Genomic DNA, 17,922 nt, shown 5'->3' on the forward strand with positions numbered 1-17,922 from the left:
AACTTTTTATATTTTATGCGATTTGTAATTTCCAAGTAATTTAAAATATATGCTCTCTTTTTCAATTAATTTAATTGTTTCTTTTACCACTTCATCCCTCAAACAACCTTCAAAATCAATATAGAAGAAATATTCCCATGATTTATCAATAATAGGCCTTGATTCTATTTTTGTCATGTTCAAATTATTTTGAGCAAAATACTTTAGAATATTAAAAAGAGTACCTGGTTTGTGTGAAATAGAAAACAATATACTAATTTTATTGCAATCATTACTTATTTCAAGATTTTTACCTATTACAATAAATCTTGTATAATTACTTTGATTAAAATTTATGTTAGATTCAAGTATATCTAAATCGTATAATTGTGCTGCTTTTTTACTAGATACAGCGGCTTTCGTTTTTGAATTTTCATTCTTAATAAACTTTGCACTAATAGCTGTATTACTATAAGGAATCAGTTTCCAATCAGGATATCCTTTGAAAAATTCACTGCTCTGTTGAAAAGCTTGAGAATGTGAATATACCTCTTTGATATCTTCTATTTTAGTACCTTTAATAACCAGTAAATTATGATCTACTTTTAAGCATTTCTCGCCTATTATATAAAGTCCATATTTACGTAACAAATCATATATTTCTGATATTCCACCAGTAGACGAATTTTCAATAGGAAGTACTCCATAATCTATCTTATCGTTTTTGAGTGCTTTAAAAACATCTTCAAATTCATTTAGATTTTTAGTTTTAGCCTCCTCTCCAAAATACTCTATAAGAGCCTGTTCACTAAAAGATCCATGCACTCCTTGAAAACCTACTATATATTCATTTTCTTTATTTTTGTATATTGTATTCTTTGTTTTATGTTTTTTTTTATCACTTATATCAATATAATTACTTAATTGATCTTCTTGAATTGATCTGCTAATATCCATAATATTTTTTAAAAATTCTTGTGCTGATTTTTGAAAATATTTATTTTTAATATAATTAGTATTTTTACTTAAAACTTGTTCTTCTCTGTATATATTTAATATAGGAAAATTATTTTCATATTTGTATTCAGCTATCTCTAATACTTTTTCCATTCTTTTTTCAAACAACTTAATAAGTTCTTTATCTATACAGTCAATCTCTTTCCTTAAATTATCCATTTTACCCCCTCCCTTTCTATCACTAAATCTAACAAAGATACAGCACAAGCAGCTTCAACAACTGGTACTGCTCTTTGTACAATACATGGATCATGACGTCCCGTTACATTTATTTGTATATTCTCTCTTTTAGATATATCAACTGTTTTCTGCACTTTTCCTATTGAAGGAGTAGGTTTAAATGCAGTTCTAAATATAATAGGCATACCACTAGTAATTCCACCGAGTACTCCTCCATTATTGTTTGTATAGGTTTTAACTTTATCTTCATCTATAAAAAATTCATCATTAGCCTCAGAACCTTTCATTTTAGTAATATAAAATCCTGCTCCAAATTCAACTCCTTTTACTGCTGGAATAGAAAATAGTATATGTGCAAGTTTACTTTCAATTGAATTAAAAAATGGTGAACCTATTCCTACTGGGAAGTTTATTACTGCCGTTTCAACTATTCCTCCTACAGAATCCTCTTCTTCTTTTTCTTTTAAAATTAATTCTTTCATTTTTATCCCTATTTCATCATCAATAACAGGAAAATCTTTTTTTACTATCTCTTTCAAAAATTCACCTTTAAGATTTACCCAATCAAAATATTCTTCATTTATATTACCTATGCTTTTTATATGACTTCCAATTATTATATCTTTTCTTTCTAAAATTTGTTTTGCTACTGCTCCTGCAAAAACTAATGGTGCAGTTAATCTCCCTGAAAAATGTCCTCCCCCTCTATAATCATTAAAACCTGAGTATTTTATATATCCTGTATAATCGGCATGACCTGGTCTCATAACATTTTTTATAGATTCATAATCTTTCGAATGTTGATTCGTGTTATATATAACAGCACATAGTGGTGTTCCTGTTGTTTTATTGTTAAAATATCCACTTAATATATCAAACTCATCACTTTCTTTTCTTGGTGTAGATATTTTATTCTTACCTGGTGCTCTTCTTTGCATTTCGTTATTTATATAATCAAAATTCAATTCTATACCTGCTGGAAGACCATCTATAACTATTCCTATGGCTTTTCCATGAGACTGCCCAAAGATTGAAAGTTTTATATTATTCCCCCATGTTCCACTCATCTATTCTTCCTCCTAGCTTTTTAAAATCACTCCAGAATGTTGGATAAGATTTTTTTACAGAATCGCTGTTTTGTATAATAACAGGTTCACTGCATTTTATTGAAGCAATTGCTAAAGCCATGGCTATACGATGATCATTCCAACTATCAACAGTTCCACCTTTTAACCTTTCTTTTCCATTAATCAACAACCCATCTTCTAATTCTTTAATATCTGCACCTAATTTATTTAACTCTGTGGCTATGGCTTTTAATCTATCTGATTCTTTTATTCTAAGTCTAGCAGCATTAATTATTTTTGTAGTTCCAACACTTAAAGATCCTAAGGTTGCAAGTATCGGAACAAGGTCTGGACATTGAGAAGCATCAATTACTATTCCTTTTGTTTTTGAACTTTTAACTTCAATAAATTCATTATTTATAACTATATCTCCATCCATATTTTTTACTATATCTAAAATAGCTTTATCTCCTTGAAGAGAACTAACATTCAAACCAATGCATTTAATATTATCTCCTAGTATTCCTGCCACAGTCCAAAAGGCTGCTTGAGAAAAATCTCCTTCTACTCTATAATCATTAACTTCATATTTTTGATTTCCCTTTATATAAAACTCTTTATAGTTATTATTTTCTATTTTTATAGAAAACTTATCTAAAACATCAATTGTTAAATCGACATACCCCTTTGATTCAAGATCAGTTGTTATTACTATTTTAGAATCTCCATTAAGTATTGGTAATACAAACATAAGTCCAGTAATAAACTGAGAACTTACATCCCCTTTAATTTCAAAAGTTCCTGGTTTTAATATTCCATTAACACTTAAAGGTAATTTTTTATTATCATTTAAATACTGTATACCCTGTTTTTTAAATATTTCATAATAAGTATCAAGAGGTCGCTCTATAAGTTTTCCTCTACCAGTAAAAGTTATACTTTCTCCAATCAAGCAAGCCATTGGTATAAAAAATCTTAGTGTAGATCCCGATTCTTTACAATCAATTTGATTATTTATTAGCTTTAATGCTTCATTTCCTTTTATTGAAATTTTACTTGTTCCACTCCCTGAATCTATTTCACTTTTTTTAACTTTTATCCCTAAAGATTTCATACCTTCTAATGTGGCAATAATATCATCAGAAAATGCAATATTTTCTATGTTACTTATTCCATCACTAAATCCCCCACAAATTATAGCTCTATGGCTAATGCTTTTAGATGGTGGTATTCTGATTTCTCCTTCAAGTATTGATGGTGTTATTTTTACACATTTCACTCTAAAAACTCCTTTTGTCGTCTAAATTTTTATATAAATATTCATATCTTTTCTATCTATCTTCTTTAAAAAACTATCTCCTATTCTTTTTAGCAAAATAATATTAATATCATCTCCTTTATTTTTCTTATCTAAATTAATAGTTTCGATAGCTTCTTTTTTATTCATATTAGGCAGTTCATATGGTAGTTTATACTTAATCAGTATTTTCTTTATTTTATCTACTGTTCCTTTTTGAGTTATACCTATATCCTCGCTTTTTTTAGTTATATAATGCATCCCTATTGCTACAGCTTCTCCATGAGTATACTTTTCATATTTAAAATGTTTTTCTATAGTATGACCTAAAGTATGCCCAAAATTTAATATCATTCTCTCTCCTGTGTCTTTTTCATCACTTTCTACTATATCCTTCTTTATTTTGCAGCATCTATATATTATTTCTTCTATATTATTAAATAACTCTTGATCACTATTATATTTGAGTAGATTTTGAAATAAATTTTCATCCCTTATACAACCATACTTTATTACCTCAGCCATTCCGTCATATAGGAATCTTTTATCAAGAGTATTTAATAACTCTGGATCTATATAAACTGCTTCTGGATGATAAAAGCTTCCTATAAGATTTTTACCTTTAGGTAAGTTAACTGCTACCTTTCCACCTACACTGCTGTCAATTTGTGCAAGTAGAGATGTTGGAATTTGTACAAATGGTATTCCTCTAAGTAGTGTAGAAGCTACAAAACCTGTCAAATCCCCAACAACACCTCCTCCAAATGCTATTATTAAATCAGCTCTAGTTATTTCAAAATCTAAAAGCTCATCATAAACATTTTGAAGAACATCTATTGATTTACTTTTTTCACCAGGATCTAAAACAATCATTTTGACTTCAAAATCATTTTTAAGATTATTTCTTATTTTTTCTCCATATATTTTTTCAACATTTGCATCTGTAATTATAGCTATTTTCTTGTTCTTGTATATTTTTTTCAACTCTTCTCCAATGTTATTTATCAGCCCTTTTTCAATATATATAGGATAATTTTTCTGAGGAAGATTTATATTTAAAGTATGCATAATTACATTATCTCCCCTCTCTTAAGTTTTCCTTTTTCAAATATAGATTCCAATGAATCAATATCTTTATTTATTATTAAATTTTTAATCTGAGATAAACTTTTTTCAAAAATATCTATCTTTTCTATTATATTTTTCCCATTATCTATAAACACTTCTAACCAAAGCTGAGTATTCATATTTGCTACTCTTGTAGCATCTTTAAAACTTCCTCCAATAAATAAATTTGTATTTTCCTCAATATCACTGTTCACAAGAGCTGATGCTATTATATGAGGTAATTGACTTGTAAAAGCAATAATTTCATCATGCTTTTTCGGACTAACTTTAACTATATTTTTACAACCTATACTTTTAATAATATTTTCTAAAATCTCAATATTTTCTTTTTTATTTTTATTTGTAGGAGTGATTATATAATTTGCATCATTAAATATATCCTTTGATGCAAACCCAATCCCCTTACTTTCTCTTCCTGCCATTGGATGAGCACCAATAAAATCCAAGTCTTTACGTAAAAATGAATTTATTTTTTCTAATATTTTATGTTTAATACCTGCAGTATCAGTTATTATAGCTCCTGATTTAAAATTATTCATATTATCATTTATAAATTTTATTGTTAATTCTGGGTATAAACAGATAATTACTATATCAGAATTCTTAAGTGGAATTTCAGGTTGTAAGTATCCTTTATCAATTATCCCCAGACTCTTTGCGGTTTTAATAGCATCTTCATCTATATCAACAGCCCATAAATTTTTAGGTTTTAATTTATTTAATGCCATTGCAAATGATCCACCAATAAGCCCTAACCCTACAATAGTTATATTAAAATCCAACTCATCCAAATACATCACCCCATTATATTTCTTTATTTTCTATATTCGCTATTTGTTTTAACGAACTCATTAATGATTTAAATTTTTCAGGTTTAATAGATTGCTGCCCATCACACTTAGCATTAGCAGGGTCATTATGAACTTCTATCATTAATCCATCTGCACCAACTGCCATGGCTGCTTTAGCTAATGGTTCAACTAACCACCATAGTCCACCTGCATGACTAGGATCTACAATTATTGGCAAATGGCTGTGTCTTTTTATTATAGGTATAGCACTTAAATCTAAAGTATTTCTTGTGTATTTTTCGAACGTTCTTACACCTCTCTCACAAAGTATTACATTTTCATTCCCTTCTGACATTATATATTCAGCTGACATTAGAAATTCTTCAATGGTAGCAGACATGCCTCTTTTTAATAAAACAGGTTTTTGGGTTTTTCCTACCTCTTTCAATAAATCAAAATTTTGCATATTCCTTGCACCTATCTGTATAACATCTACATCTTCTATAAATTTTTCTATAACATCAGCAGACATAAGTTCTGTAACTATAGGAAGACCTGTTTTTTCTCTTGCTAATTTTAAAAGTTCAAGTCCTTCTCCTCTTAACCCTTGAAAACTGTATGGTGATGTTCTAGGTTTGAAAGCTCCTCCTCTTAAAAATGTAGCACCTGCTTGTTTAATATCCTCAGCAATACTTAGAATTTGTTCTTCACTTTCTACAGAACAAGGACCTCCAATAACAGCAAATTTATTTCCTCCAATACTGTTACCATTCACTGTAACTATAGTGTCTTCTGGATGAAAAATCCTATTTGCCTTTTTATATGGTTCCTGTACATTCATTAATTTATCTACATTTCTATTTGATTGAATAATAGTTGGGTCAATTTTACTTGTATCGCCAACCAAACCTAAAATAGTATAATTATCTCCTATTGATTCATGAACTTGGCACCCTAAACTCTGCATTTTAACCTTAATTTTTTCAATTTCACTTTCTTGTGTTTTTGGTTTCATAACAATGACCATATTAATTACCTCCTTAAATTTTTATAAAAAAAGAAGACTCATCTAATGAGTCTTCTTTATGTTTGTATATATTGGAAAAATATATATTTAAAACTAATATATATATTTTTTATACACAAATACATAACTTTTTATTATTCTCATTAGAAAGATGAATTTTTATTTTTTTGTATAACAACCATCCAGCGCTATAAAAGTAAAAATAGCTCCAGCTAAAAAAGTAAAATTTAAATTGTTCTACATTTCCCTTTCTAATAAGTTTTTCCATTTTTCATACCTCCAAAATAATTTTGTTTTTATTTTTTTAATAAAAAAAGAAGACCCGTCTAATGAGTCTTCTTTGTTTTAGTATATGTTATTTAAAAATATATATATTAAAAAAACTAATATATACTTTTTTATACACAAATACATAACTTTTTATTATTCTCATTAGAAAGACAATTTTTTATTTTTTTGTATAACAACCATCCAGCGCTATAAAAGTAAAAATAGCTCCAGCTAAAAAAATAAAATTTAAATTGTTCTATATTTCCCTTTCTAATAAGTTTTTCCATTTTTCATACCTCCAAAGTAATATTCCATTAATAATAATTTTGTTATTTTTAGTAATTATATCAGAATTTTCAAAATTGTCAACATAAATCCAATCGATCACACAATATTTTTTTTATTTTTTATATAACTTTTTTTATGATGTAAATTTATCTTAAAATTGTATGTATTAAATCAATAACTAAACCGACTAACGCAATACTCACATGAAAAAGACAACCTCATTTTAATAAGATTGCCCTGATTATTTCAAAATCACCTATTCTTGTATAATATATTTTGAGTCAATAAAGTCTACAAATCAAATCGTATCATTTGTATGATAAAATTGCACCCCATCTATTGATGCTTGTTTTGCATTAATTTTAAGAAGAATTGAAATTTCAGCTCTTCTTTTTCCTACTTATATTGCTGTTTCAATATCTGACGATAAGTGAATATATTGTCTGTTTTCATCTAATTTTTTAATTATAATTTCTAAATCTTTTATATTTAAAGACTTCCACTTTATATCATACCTTAATGATTCAATCAATTGATATATATCCACCCAACCATTTTCAGCTAACTCCAACTCATATTTCCATGGCTCATGCCTTAAAGCAAAAGAAATTTCTTTGCATAAAAACACCCCTTCACACAAATATATTATACCATTTGGTCTTAACTTTGTATAAAGGGGTTTTGGATAACTGTAAAACAAATAGTTATTAAATTTATATAGTTTATATACTAAATCAAATAATCGCATCCTACCTGCCTAAATCTCTAAAAACGATCTAAATTTATTAACTTAATAACTAAATTATCAATTAAATTTTATGACATTTATTACATTTCTTGCAGTTTTTACAATTTTCACATGAATAATAAAAGATATAATCACTACCCATCCAATTTAAAATACTTTCAATATCCTTGAGTTCATGTTTTTCACAAATCATAGTCTTATTATTGGAAACCATAAGTAACCTCCTTTTTATTCTTAATTCTAAATTATTTACGAAAATCCAAAATCTTCTTTTTCTAGAGTATTTTTTGGTTTTTTTGTGTTTAATGGTTTCTTAAGGTTCTTTCTTCTTTAAAACTGTTTTTACTTAAAGTCGAGCGTAAGCCTCCTTATCCCCAACTAATTTTGCGGGTATTAAAATATTGGAATATTTGATTTTCTATGACTGAATTTCTAAAAGATTGATATTCTCTAAAATTTTATAGAAGATATCTTTATGTTGATAACTACTGTATATTTTAATATTTGTATTTATATTATAATAATTTTCTGAATATTTCAACAATTGATATTAACTTAACATTTCTTGAATTTATAGAGGTTATAGGAATATATTTAGTGAAATATAAATTTATTTCTATGGACTAATTACAATACCTATACTCTACCCCATTAAAAGCTTATACTCTTCATACTTTTTCTAATATTATTTAATATGTTTTTTTCTATTTTATAGAATTATTTTTCATTTTTCATAGTTCAATCGTCAATATTAGTAATTTCTTTAACACTTTTACTATAGAAGCCTTTTATTTTATTCATAGACTATGGTCTATCATAATCTAATATATTATTATAAAAATCAAGTATTGATATATCCTGTCCCCTATAGAATAGACAATCAAAATTTGACTATCCTATAGGGTATTTTTGTGTATAATGAAATAAAGTAGATTAGCGAAGGGAAATATGAATAATAAAGCATTTACAGAAAAAGAAATAAAAATACTATCTTGCAATAAACAACCTTCACCATAAAATGTGCAACAGCACCTGTAATGAAGTACGAAACCACAAGGGCACCGAAAATTCCGGCAATCCCCAAAAGGCTTGATCCGAGAAATGCCAACGCATTCACAAGCGCCAATATGAAAAATTCAAGGCGCGTGTAGCGGCGCCATAACCCGCTACTGCCTTGACTCCATATATTGTAATTAAGCCCATCACAATTCTCTAAATTGTTACGCTTCAAAGGCAGTATCTATACGAGTGCAAAAGAATAAGAAAAAAGGAACCTCCATCATCGGATAGCCCCTCTCAGCCATTTGAATATATCTCAATCAAGCTCCTTATAATCTCAACGAAATGAAAATGATTTCCCTCTTCTTTGCTCTTCTTCTATTTCTTCTAGAGTTTGCTTGAGATTTTCTATATTATAATAGTTATTTTCTCATTTACCTTTTATATATTCCTTCTCAGGAAATTTAATCTGTGATACAAGTATGCCTCCAAGTATAAGAACACAGCCTATATACCCCCTAGAACTCATGCTCTCTCCAAGCATAATTGCACCACCTATAGCTCCAAATACAGATTCCATACTCAGGATTATAGCTGCATGAGATGGCTTAGCGTCTTTTTGTGCTACTACTTGAAGAGTATAGGCTATACCAACTGATAAAAGTCCACCATAAAGTATTGGAATTAAAGCACTTGATAGCCCACTAACAGTAATATGTTCAAAGATTAAAGCTGATATAAGACTTAAAACTGAGCATGTTGCAAATTGAATACATGATAACTTTAAAGGATCAACCTTTTTAGAAAAATGATCTATTGTTAAAATATGAAAAGCCCAGAAAACAGCTCCTATAAGTTCAAGTAAGTCTCCAAAACTTATACTGAAATTTTCATTTATGCTTAAGAGATATAGTCCAACAACAGCAAGAGCTACTCCAACCCATGCGTTTTTTTCAATTTTTTGCTTTAAAAATACTCCTATAAGCGGAACAATAACCATGTAAAGTCCTGTAATAAAGCTTGCTTTTCCAGCAGTTGTGTAGTTAATACCAACTTGTTGAAGTGTTGCAGCTGAATAAAGCATTAATCCTACTAATGCTCCAGATATAATTGTTTTCCTCTGGATCATTTCAATATTATTCTCATTACTACCCTCATTTTTCTTTCTTTTATCAAAATAAAAAATTAATGGCACTAAGGAAAGACTTCCAAGAGCAAATCTTATTCCATTAAAAGTAAATGCGCCTACATACTGAGCTCCTATTCTTTGTGCAACAAATGCAAATCCCCATATTGCAGCTATAATTAATAAAAGTATATTAGCTTGTAATGTTTTACTCTCCATTTAATCCTCCCCTTTCAAATCAAATTAGTAATGAATTATAATATTCCTTTAATTAATTCTACTTTTACTAATTTATACCTTTGTAAATAATACAAATAAATCCTAATAATTTTGTACTTTATCCACATAAAAAAACAACTTCATTTTAATTAGATCGCCCTGATTATTTTAAAATCACCTATTCTTCTATAATGTATTTGGATCAATATCTGAGGCCACATCCACCAGTCGACATAATAGCAATTTTATCCAAAACATTCACTATGATAAAACATATATATGTATAATCCTTTCAGTAAAAGATGAAAATCGCCATTTTTTTAAAGCAAACTCCTAAGTTTAAAGATTCCTTCATTTACATATTGGCTATTTCATAATTTAACTAGCACAACAGGTTAATTACTTTTTAAGTCCACTATTTTTATTGCTTTATCACTTCCTAAAATTATTAAAATTTTGTCACCATATACAAAACTATCAGAAACTTGATCTGTAATTGCTAAATTTAAATCACCAGATTTATCAAACACCTTTATACCATAATCTTCTCCTTGTAAAAGAGTACATATTATTTTATTATTTTCTATTTTAATATTTTTTAAATACTCCTTTAAAACAAGTGTGTCTTCTTTAGCTGTATCTACCTTATACAATCTTAAATTCCCATCTTTATTTGATATAGTATAATATATATTTTCATCTACTTCATAATCCCTATCATAATAACCTGAAAGTTTATTATCCGATAATTTTTTTTCATTTGTTCCATCTAACTTTGATGAATATAAATACTGATCTTCATCTTTTACATAATAAATCTTATTATTTGCAATTTTAAAATTTTCCACTCCAAAATTTGTAATCTTTATAGTTTCATTTGTATTTAAATTTATTTTATAAATATAATTTTTTTCATTATTTTTTATTAGATAAGCAGATGCCAATATATATATATATCATCATCCACTACAATAGTAGAACCATCCGGGTTATATCCTGTTCCTACAAAATGCAATCCATATATAAGATTTGGATTGCCTATACTTTTCCCATCCCTTCTTTCTTGTCCTGTTGGTATAAGCCAAAGATTGTTGCTACTTTGCGAAGGCCCTTGATCTATTTCCAATATTCCCTTAGAAGTATTTTTAAAATCAAGATAACCACTTTCTTCTACTATAGCTTTTCCATTATTATTTACCTTACAATATACATCTCGCCCCATTACAGCAGTTCCAACATGATAGTGAAACCAAAGGGCTTTATCTCTTGTATAAAATGGTAAATTATTATTGTAATCGAATTCATAAGAATATACTAGTTCTTTATTCGATAAATTATTTTCCTTAACTCTATATACTTTATTTGTATTATTTATTGTTTCTACAAAATAATAATACCCATCAAATACTGCAACATTATTTTCACCTGCATATTTAGGAAGATTAACTGTTGTTACCTGTGGGTTATTAGATTTTATCATAAGTCCTTCTGACTTATCCCAAACATATTCCCATCCAAATGTATCATGCGCAAACTTCCATGTGAGTGGAAAATATATTACATTATTAAAGCTTAAAAGAGGATACTCTTCTTTAAAATCATCTATTAAATTCCCATTTGCTGTAATCTCAAATGTAGGTATAGTTGCATTGTAGCTATTTCTATTTTTGTGCTTTTTCTTGTATGGTACATAAGAAGATGTAACCTTACCTTGAACAATTTTAAAACCTTCGTCCTGTGTCCATTTTGTTTCTAATCCCAAAAGCCTACAATCATACCATGTCATTGGAAAATATGTCATATCTTTATATACCAAAAGTGGATATTCTCTATATAAATTATCAATCTTATTTTCATTTATAGTAACATTAAATTTTGGTAATGTAACTTTTACACTTTTTTCTGCAGCAAAACTTTCTTCTCTAATTAGCATAAAGCTTAAACAAACTACAAATACAGCTACCAATGTAAAAATCTTCTTTTCCATATAAATGGACTCCCTAGTTTTTTAGTATCTATAATTATTATATCATGTTCATTGGTAATAAATTTAAATTTTTACATATTATTCAACAAGGTAAGTCCAAGTTCAATTAGCTATGTGAACAGGATTTTGTTTGCCATTTATAGTTTATAGAATATTCTATATTTAGTTTAGATTTTCACATAAATTCTATCCAACACAATATTTATCATATAATATCAATAAGATTTTTCTTTTCATACAAAATACTCAATTATAAAATAGATGTCAATACAAGCTGAACAAAGACTTATCTTGTATAAAAACACTAGATAATATCCTATAGCTATAACGAAGCCTTCCACCCCTACCCCAAAAAGAACATTTACAATTGTAAATAAAGCAATCAATCCTGACGGACCTTTTGGTGTAAGATGGCTTGGACTCAGTAAACCACATTACGATATCCATGGCACAAACAATCCTTCCTCTATAGAAAAGCTGTTTCTAATGGTTGCATAAGAATGTATAATAAAGATGTCCTTGAACTTTCTAATTTAGTTCCAATTGGAACCGTTGTTCAAATTATATAGATTATGTATAAAAAAGAGAAGAAAAGTTATACTACTTTTCTTCTCTTTAAAATTAATTTATTTTTTAATATTTTGCTACTATATTTATTTCCTTTTAAACAAAACCACCTACTCAACATACATGATATGTTATAGTTACATAAAAATATAATAGCAATTTGCTTAGAGGACATTACATTTTTTAGAGAAAATTTTAGAAATTAAACGTCATTGCTAATACCTTTGGACCTATTGAATTTAGATATCATGCCAAATGATTCTTTATTTAATGTTTACGCTTTGAAAACTTATTATTTATCTCCTTCATTCATTAAATCTTATACATTTTCTAATATTATACTTTGTAAAACAGTTGAATGATATATTCACGTAATAAACACTGTCTAGGCAAAACTGATGCCCGCTTCACTAAAGGGTTAGGTAAGCGTTGTGCTCTACCAATACATAACCGCAGTCTCGCCTGCTCTTTGACGATAATACAGTCGAACACGCAATATGTATTTTTTACCTCTGTATAATTTCAAGTTCATACTTGCATTATAATCTTCGCCACTATCATCATCACCTGCAATATATAATTCACCATTATCGTTTTTTTCTAATAAAATGATAACAGAATCAGATTTACCAAAAGTAGCAATATTATATTTTCTCGTTTCGCTTGGTTTTATGATGAAGTTCTTCTGCTCCCCAGGATTCAGCATAAGCTTACTACTTGCAAATGGTGGAAGTTCTTCTAAGTCGTTATCATCAAGTGGTGGATAAAACTTTCTGACCCATTCCTTATCATGCTCTGATAAGCCAGGTTTTGGATATATTCCATTTTTATATTGTTCTGGACTTATAATTAGTCCTGGACCAAAAGGATAATGCATTATAGAATTTGGATCCCATTTAGACCCTTGTATAGTATCCGAATCTATTTTTCTTATTATATTATAATAGGTTTTTTCTGGAGACCAATAATTAGGAGGACTAGCTAACTCGGTGTATACAGCTTGTTCATTCCATACTATACCTGCTTTAGGATTCTGGTGTTCATGTGGAAACCCTAAAGTATGGCCAATTTCATGCATAGCTGTATCTTCATCGTGTGTCAAATCCCATCCAAAATTCATTGTTCTTTCATCTTTTCCTAAATTTAGATCTATAATATCTCTACCTAGATACGACCAAGCACCATCACCTCTCATAAAACCTATTCTTACTTCTGCTTCATCTCTTGTTGCTACCTCTTTAAATTCAAGCCCTATACCTATATCTTTCCATTTACTAAAAGCATTTCTAACAACATTCTTTTCCTCTTCACTAGTAGTCCATGTTCTCCACTCTCTTGATCCATCAGTTAGGTCTACATACGCTCCATCAGTTTCTTTATCGAAGAAATAATAATGTAACACTGTACCGTTTACCCACTTCTTTCCAAGTATTCTTATAAGACTACGTCGATAAGGGTTTACGTGCACCCCAAATTCTCTTTCAGAAACTACCGGCATTGAACAATAGTTGGTGATTTTTTTTTCTTCAGTCATTTTTCTACCTCCTTTTTTATGATTTTTCACATAACTCTACACTTTACCCACGTGATTAATCAATTGTTTTAAATTTGCGTTCAACTTTATTGCTCTTTGTAAAATCTCCAGTTAGAACACTCGGTGTAACGGTGACATTTGCGTAAACTTCATCTGTCTCACCTCAGAAAAAAACATCTTTATTAAGCAAGATCTTGGCTATGCGAAACAAATGATTGAGACTATTTGTGATAGCTAAGAGATATGAAAAAATCTACGATTATAACTACTAATAAACCATTTAGTAAGTGGAGCGAAATCTTAAGTGATACTATAATAGCTAACGCTATTTTGGATAGACTTCTTCCCCACTCACATGTTATAATGATTTCTATCAAGGATAGTACAAAGTATACAAATCTTTTGGTATAAAACTGCATTTTGAGAATGACATTTTAGTACATTTGAGTATTGACATTTACAATACTCCTGCCATATGCCAATACAAGCTGGTCCCATACCCCCTTGTAGGATAAGTTGCCCATCCGTTAGGCGTAGCTTTAAATTCACCATCGGAATGGAGATTGTATTGCCCCTTTACTCTCCATTCGATAATTGCACCTATCTCTATATTAGTAACATGTAAATCTAATTCAATGATATTACCTACTTTGTACCTTGGATTAGGCTCCATAGATTTCTGGACTTTATTATCTCCATGTTGTACGCAAAATTCAAAAGCAAATGGGCTATCTTCTGGAATCTGATAAGAATAATCAATGGATATTCTATCAATAATAAGTGTTGGCATTAACAAGTTCACCTCCGTGATATGCGTAGCTTTTTTCATCAGCTTTAGTATGATAAAAACACTGAAATTTTATGCACTAAAATCTATTAGATATTTGTATCTGGTTCATCATATTGGAATAGAAATCAAAAAACTTCACAAAACTTTTTGTAAAACTTCTCTTGTTAGAATAGCCTCTAACCCCTTTTTATTTATACAAAATCAAGATCTGATTTTCACCTATTCGTTTCACCTCTCTATATCTTTTATTTAAAGTTATGACTATACCTTTGCTTTAGGGTTCTATATCCCCTCCAATATGTTAGCAATAGTGCACAGGTTGATTCTTATGTTCCGATATTAAATGTATCCTACATGAATTTTCAAATATTTGTTGGATTATCATTGTAAGAACGGTTTCCTTTCCCAACAAATGGGGAAATCCTGTGAGCTTGAAGTAGTTTAGGGACTAAAAATCTTTACATAAAGTAGTTTATATGTTAGATACGCTAAGTTTTATTATGTTCCCAACTCATCATATTCCGAAGTACTTCTGTTCCCATCACTGCTTAAAGTGATATTTTCAACATTAACTCCTTTATATGTCCTAGTTGCTATCTTCCAATAATCATTCTTTTGATCATTAATTTTTTCTATTCTGTTAAAACTACTTTCTATCCTTGGTCTGTAGCACTTGATTTTTATTTCCTATAAAGTGCTAAATTCGTCTTTATATCGCTTAACAAATACCTCCAATATCATGCCATGAACCAAATCTTCTACTCCAGATAATAAAAAAACATCACTTTTTATTTCCCCTTTAGGAAAACTTATACTTGGTTTATTTGTCACATTTTTAAGTTCTTCCTTATATTGAGCAAAACTTTTATTGAAAGTATTAGGTTTATTAAATGATATTTTCTCTAATATTGTTGTTATTATTTTAATTATGCATAGTGCACCTCTTACTTGAATTTCTTTGTTCTTTGCTATACAACTGTATTATTAACAATAACAGGCTAATGGTATACTTATTTACAATAGGGAATTTTTCGAAGTATAATAGTATAAGTTAAAATTCACACAAATATATAGTGTTGAAGAGGACATAAGAAAATTAAAGAAAAAGTACCTTTCGATGTGTCTAAATTACTAAGAATAGTAATACTTTAGATGTAAATACATAGTGAGCAGCACTCCACATGAATCATGTGGGGGTATCAAGTCACTCGGTAAACCGACTGACCTAATACCCACATAAAAAAGCAACCTAATTTTATATTAGATTGCATTTTTCTTTACTTCATAAAAAAATATATTATACTCAAGTTTTTAAATACCTTTATTATAGTTTTGAATTCATTGTTTACTTTACTCGTTTTGCAATTGGATGATTCTCTTTAAATTGAACCAAATCCCATAGGTTACCATACAAATCTTTAAATACTGCAACTATACCATATGATTGCTCTTTAGGTTCTCTTACAAACTCTATCCCTTTTGAAATCATTTCGTTATAATCTCTCCAAAAATCATCAGTGCCTAAAAATAGAAAAACTCTGCCACCAGCTTGATTACCTATAAATGCCTCTTGTTCAGTTTTCGATGCTCTTGCAAGTAATATCGTAGTTCCAGCAGAACCAGGTGGTGATACAACTACCCAACGTTTATCTTGTTCAGGCTGATATGTATCTTCAATTAGTGTAAAATGAAGTTTTTTCGTATAAAATTCTATAGCTTCATCATAGTCTTTAATAACTAAAGCTATATGAACAATTGATTGTATCATTCTCTTACCTCCTAAACATTTCTATACTATAAATAATAACAGTTTTATTGTTTATATATGGAAATTGCTCCATCCGCTCCAATATGCGAATAAGAAGGAATGCAGTCTACTGTTCCAAACCATGTACCGCTAACTCCAATTGTTGGTCTCCATTCGCTGTATAAATCATAATTTTTGAAATACAAATATAAATTGGATTTAACCTCAGATACCTTCATATTAGCAATCTTGCAATTATCTAATCGTGAAAAGCAGTTAGTACCATCAAAAGTTTTAGACATTGCTATTGAGGTGACTGCTTTTACAGAAGCATTTCTAAAGTCAGTAACCGTTGAAACTTTTCAGATTATTTCTCTCCCATCAAGTTCAATCACTAAATCCACTTGTTTTTTAGATACTTTCTCACTATAGACTTTTATATGATGGGTAGAACCTTGCTCCAAAGCAATATTGTCCCCCCAGCGCCAATCATCCCCTTGACGCATATATATAGTCCATTTATTGTAGTTAGGGTGATTTGAATCTTCAATGAATTGAAAGCCACCTTCAACGTTTCCCACATCATTTTTCCGGTCAAAACCAAAATATACATAGGGACAGTCTCCTTTTTCGGCTATTGTAACCATAGGTAGCGTAATTTCTGCTTGTACACCATCAAAACCTTTAAACTCAAGCTGTTTACGTGAGAATATACCCGTAGAACCCCCATTGATATTAAATGGCGTGAATTCTATCGCATTGTCATATGAGGTGTTTTTAGTTACTGAAATAATCCTAGTTTTGTTGTCCCAATCAACGGCATATCCGTAAGCCTCCATAACCTGCCTAAGAGGCAGATAAGCGCGTCCATTTTTTACTACTGCAGCTGTATCTATAGAAATAGGTATTTGATTTTTGAAAATCTCCTTTTTACCCATAGGAATTTCCACTTTAATTTCACCCTTACATGATATCACAGTCTGTATCTGTTGATTCCAGTCCACTTCACAACCTATTGAACTCAAACAAATTCGTAAAGCTACCATAGTACGGCCTGTATCGCTTACGTAAGGAAATCCCGTAGATTCAACAGAATCACTTTGCCATCTACAGTGATGGTAAGTGGTTTTTCCGAGGCATTGCAGACTGCACCCATAGCAA

General features: G+C 29.3%; 18 protein-coding genes and 1 pseudogene. 2 read left to right on the forward strand and 17 right to left on the reverse strand.

The features are described 5' to 3' along the window. Positions 1-6: 6 nt before the first annotated feature. From pheA to M2214_RS09830, 11 genes are all read right to left on the reverse strand, one after another. Entirely contained in the window at positions 7-1,155 is a 1,149-nt protein-coding gene (gene pheA, locus M2214_RS09780; protein WP_248476877.1) for a prephenate dehydratase, read from the reverse strand. Further along, positions 1,143-2,243, reverse strand: a complete 1,101-nt coding sequence (gene aroC / locus M2214_RS09785; protein WP_248476879.1) for a chorismate synthase — start codon at positions 2,241-2,243, stop codon at positions 1,143-1,145. The genes pheA and aroC overlap by 13 nt, the downstream gene beginning before the upstream one ends. Then, the gene (gene aroA / locus M2214_RS09790) at positions 2,221-3,522 is read right to left on the reverse strand and encodes a 3-phosphoshikimate 1-carboxyvinyltransferase (protein ID WP_248476893.1); all 1,302 of its coding nucleotides are present in this window, start codon (positions 3,520-3,522) and stop codon (positions 2,221-2,223) included. The genes aroC and aroA overlap by 23 nt, the downstream gene beginning before the upstream one ends. Positions 3,523-3,543: 21 nt before the next feature. Then, positions 3,544-4,608, reverse strand: coding sequence for a 3-dehydroquinate synthase (gene aroB, locus M2214_RS09795; RefSeq protein WP_248476895.1), 1,065 nt, complete (start codon positions 4,606-4,608; stop codon positions 3,544-3,546). A 2-nt stretch (positions 4,609-4,610) separates the two neighbouring features. Beyond that, the gene (locus tag M2214_RS09800) at positions 4,611-5,459 is read right to left on the reverse strand and encodes a prephenate dehydrogenase (RefSeq protein WP_248476897.1); all 849 of its coding nucleotides are present in this window, start codon (positions 5,457-5,459) and stop codon (positions 4,611-4,613) included. Positions 5,460-5,472: 13 nt separating this feature from the next. Further along, positions 5,473-6,486, reverse strand: coding sequence for a 3-deoxy-7-phosphoheptulonate synthase (aroF, locus tag M2214_RS09805; protein WP_248476900.1), 1,014 nt, complete (start codon positions 6,484-6,486; stop codon positions 5,473-5,475). Positions 6,487-7,444: 958 nt separating this feature from the next. Next, positions 7,445-7,672: an RNA 2'-phosphotransferase gene (locus tag M2214_RS09810; protein WP_248476902.1), complete on the reverse strand. Its 228-nt coding sequence runs from the start codon at positions 7,670-7,672 to the stop codon at positions 7,445-7,447. Between the two features lie 181 nt (positions 7,673-7,853). Next, a complete protein-coding gene (locus M2214_RS09815; protein ID WP_248476911.1) occupies positions 7,854-8,006 on the reverse strand; it encodes a hypothetical protein in 153 nt (50 codons plus the stop codon). A gap of 1,215 nt (positions 8,007-9,221) precedes the next feature. Next, the gene (locus tag M2214_RS09820) at positions 9,222-10,136 is read right to left on the reverse strand and encodes a DMT family transporter (RefSeq protein ID WP_248476913.1); all 915 of its coding nucleotides are present in this window, start codon (positions 10,134-10,136) and stop codon (positions 9,222-9,224) included. A gap of 395 nt (positions 10,137-10,531) precedes the next feature. Then, entirely contained in the window at positions 10,532-11,080 is a 549-nt protein-coding gene (locus M2214_RS09825; RefSeq protein ID WP_248476915.1) for a DUF5050 domain-containing protein, read from the reverse strand. Beyond that, complete coding sequence (locus M2214_RS09830; RefSeq protein WP_248476917.1) at positions 11,062-12,123, reverse strand: hypothetical protein; 1,062 nt, start codon at positions 12,121-12,123, stop codon at positions 11,062-11,064. Before M2214_RS09830 ends, M2214_RS09825 begins: the two co-directional genes overlap by 19 nt. Before the next feature lie 470 nt (positions 12,124-12,593). Between M2214_RS09830 and M2214_RS18360 the strand changes: the two are divergent. After that, positions 12,594-12,692, forward strand: a pseudogene (locus tag M2214_RS18360) (L,D-transpeptidase); the annotation flags it as partial. 434 nt (positions 12,693-13,126) lie between these two features. On the opposite strand, the gene M2214_RS09840 reads toward M2214_RS18360, so the two are convergent. Further along, positions 13,127-14,224, reverse strand: a complete 1,098-nt coding sequence (locus tag M2214_RS09840) for a M12 family metallopeptidase (RefSeq protein ID WP_248476919.1) — start codon at positions 14,222-14,224, stop codon at positions 13,127-13,129. Between the two features lie 243 nt (positions 14,225-14,467). Here M2214_RS09840 and M2214_RS18435 point away from each other — a divergent pair, with 243 nt between their 5' ends. Beyond that, positions 14,468-14,635 carry an ATP-binding protein gene (locus M2214_RS18435; RefSeq protein ID WP_305879796.1) on the forward strand — a complete coding sequence of 56 codons (168 nt, stop codon included), beginning with the start codon at positions 14,468-14,470 and terminating at the stop codon, positions 14,633-14,635. A gap of 46 nt (positions 14,636-14,681) precedes the next feature. Here the strand turns inward: M2214_RS18435 and M2214_RS09850 are convergent, their stop codons facing one another. The 5 genes from M2214_RS09850 to M2214_RS09870 all read right to left on the reverse strand — a co-directional run bounded on the left by M2214_RS09850 (position 14,682) and on the right by M2214_RS09870 (position 17,906). Beyond that, complete coding sequence (locus M2214_RS09850) at positions 14,682-15,053, reverse strand: hypothetical protein (RefSeq protein ID WP_248476921.1); 372 nt, start codon at positions 15,051-15,053, stop codon at positions 14,682-14,684. A gap of 648 nt (positions 15,054-15,701) precedes the next feature. Then, the gene (locus M2214_RS09855; RefSeq protein WP_248476923.1) at positions 15,702-15,845 is read right to left on the reverse strand and encodes a hypothetical protein; all 144 of its coding nucleotides are present in this window, start codon (positions 15,843-15,845) and stop codon (positions 15,702-15,704) included. A 514-nt stretch (positions 15,846-16,359) separates the two neighbouring features. Next, the gene (locus M2214_RS09860) at positions 16,360-16,782 is read right to left on the reverse strand and encodes a VOC family protein (protein ID WP_248476931.1); all 423 of its coding nucleotides are present in this window, start codon (positions 16,780-16,782) and stop codon (positions 16,360-16,362) included. A gap of 44 nt (positions 16,783-16,826) precedes the next feature. Beyond that, positions 16,827-17,063 carry a hypothetical protein gene (locus M2214_RS09865; protein WP_248476933.1) on the reverse strand — a complete coding sequence of 79 codons (237 nt, stop codon included), beginning with the start codon at positions 17,061-17,063 and terminating at the stop codon, positions 16,827-16,829. Positions 17,064-17,123: 60 nt separating this feature from the next. Then, entirely contained in the window at positions 17,124-17,906 is a 783-nt protein-coding gene (locus M2214_RS09870) for a stalk domain-containing protein (RefSeq protein WP_408648326.1), read from the reverse strand. Between the last annotated feature and the right edge of the window lie 16 nt (positions 17,907-17,922).

The sequence above is a fragment of the Tepidibacter aestuarii genome, from assembly GCF_934924865.1.
GTDB classification, from domain to species: Bacteria; Bacillota; Clostridia; order Peptostreptococcales; family Peptostreptococcaceae; genus Tepidibacter_A; species Tepidibacter_A aestuarii.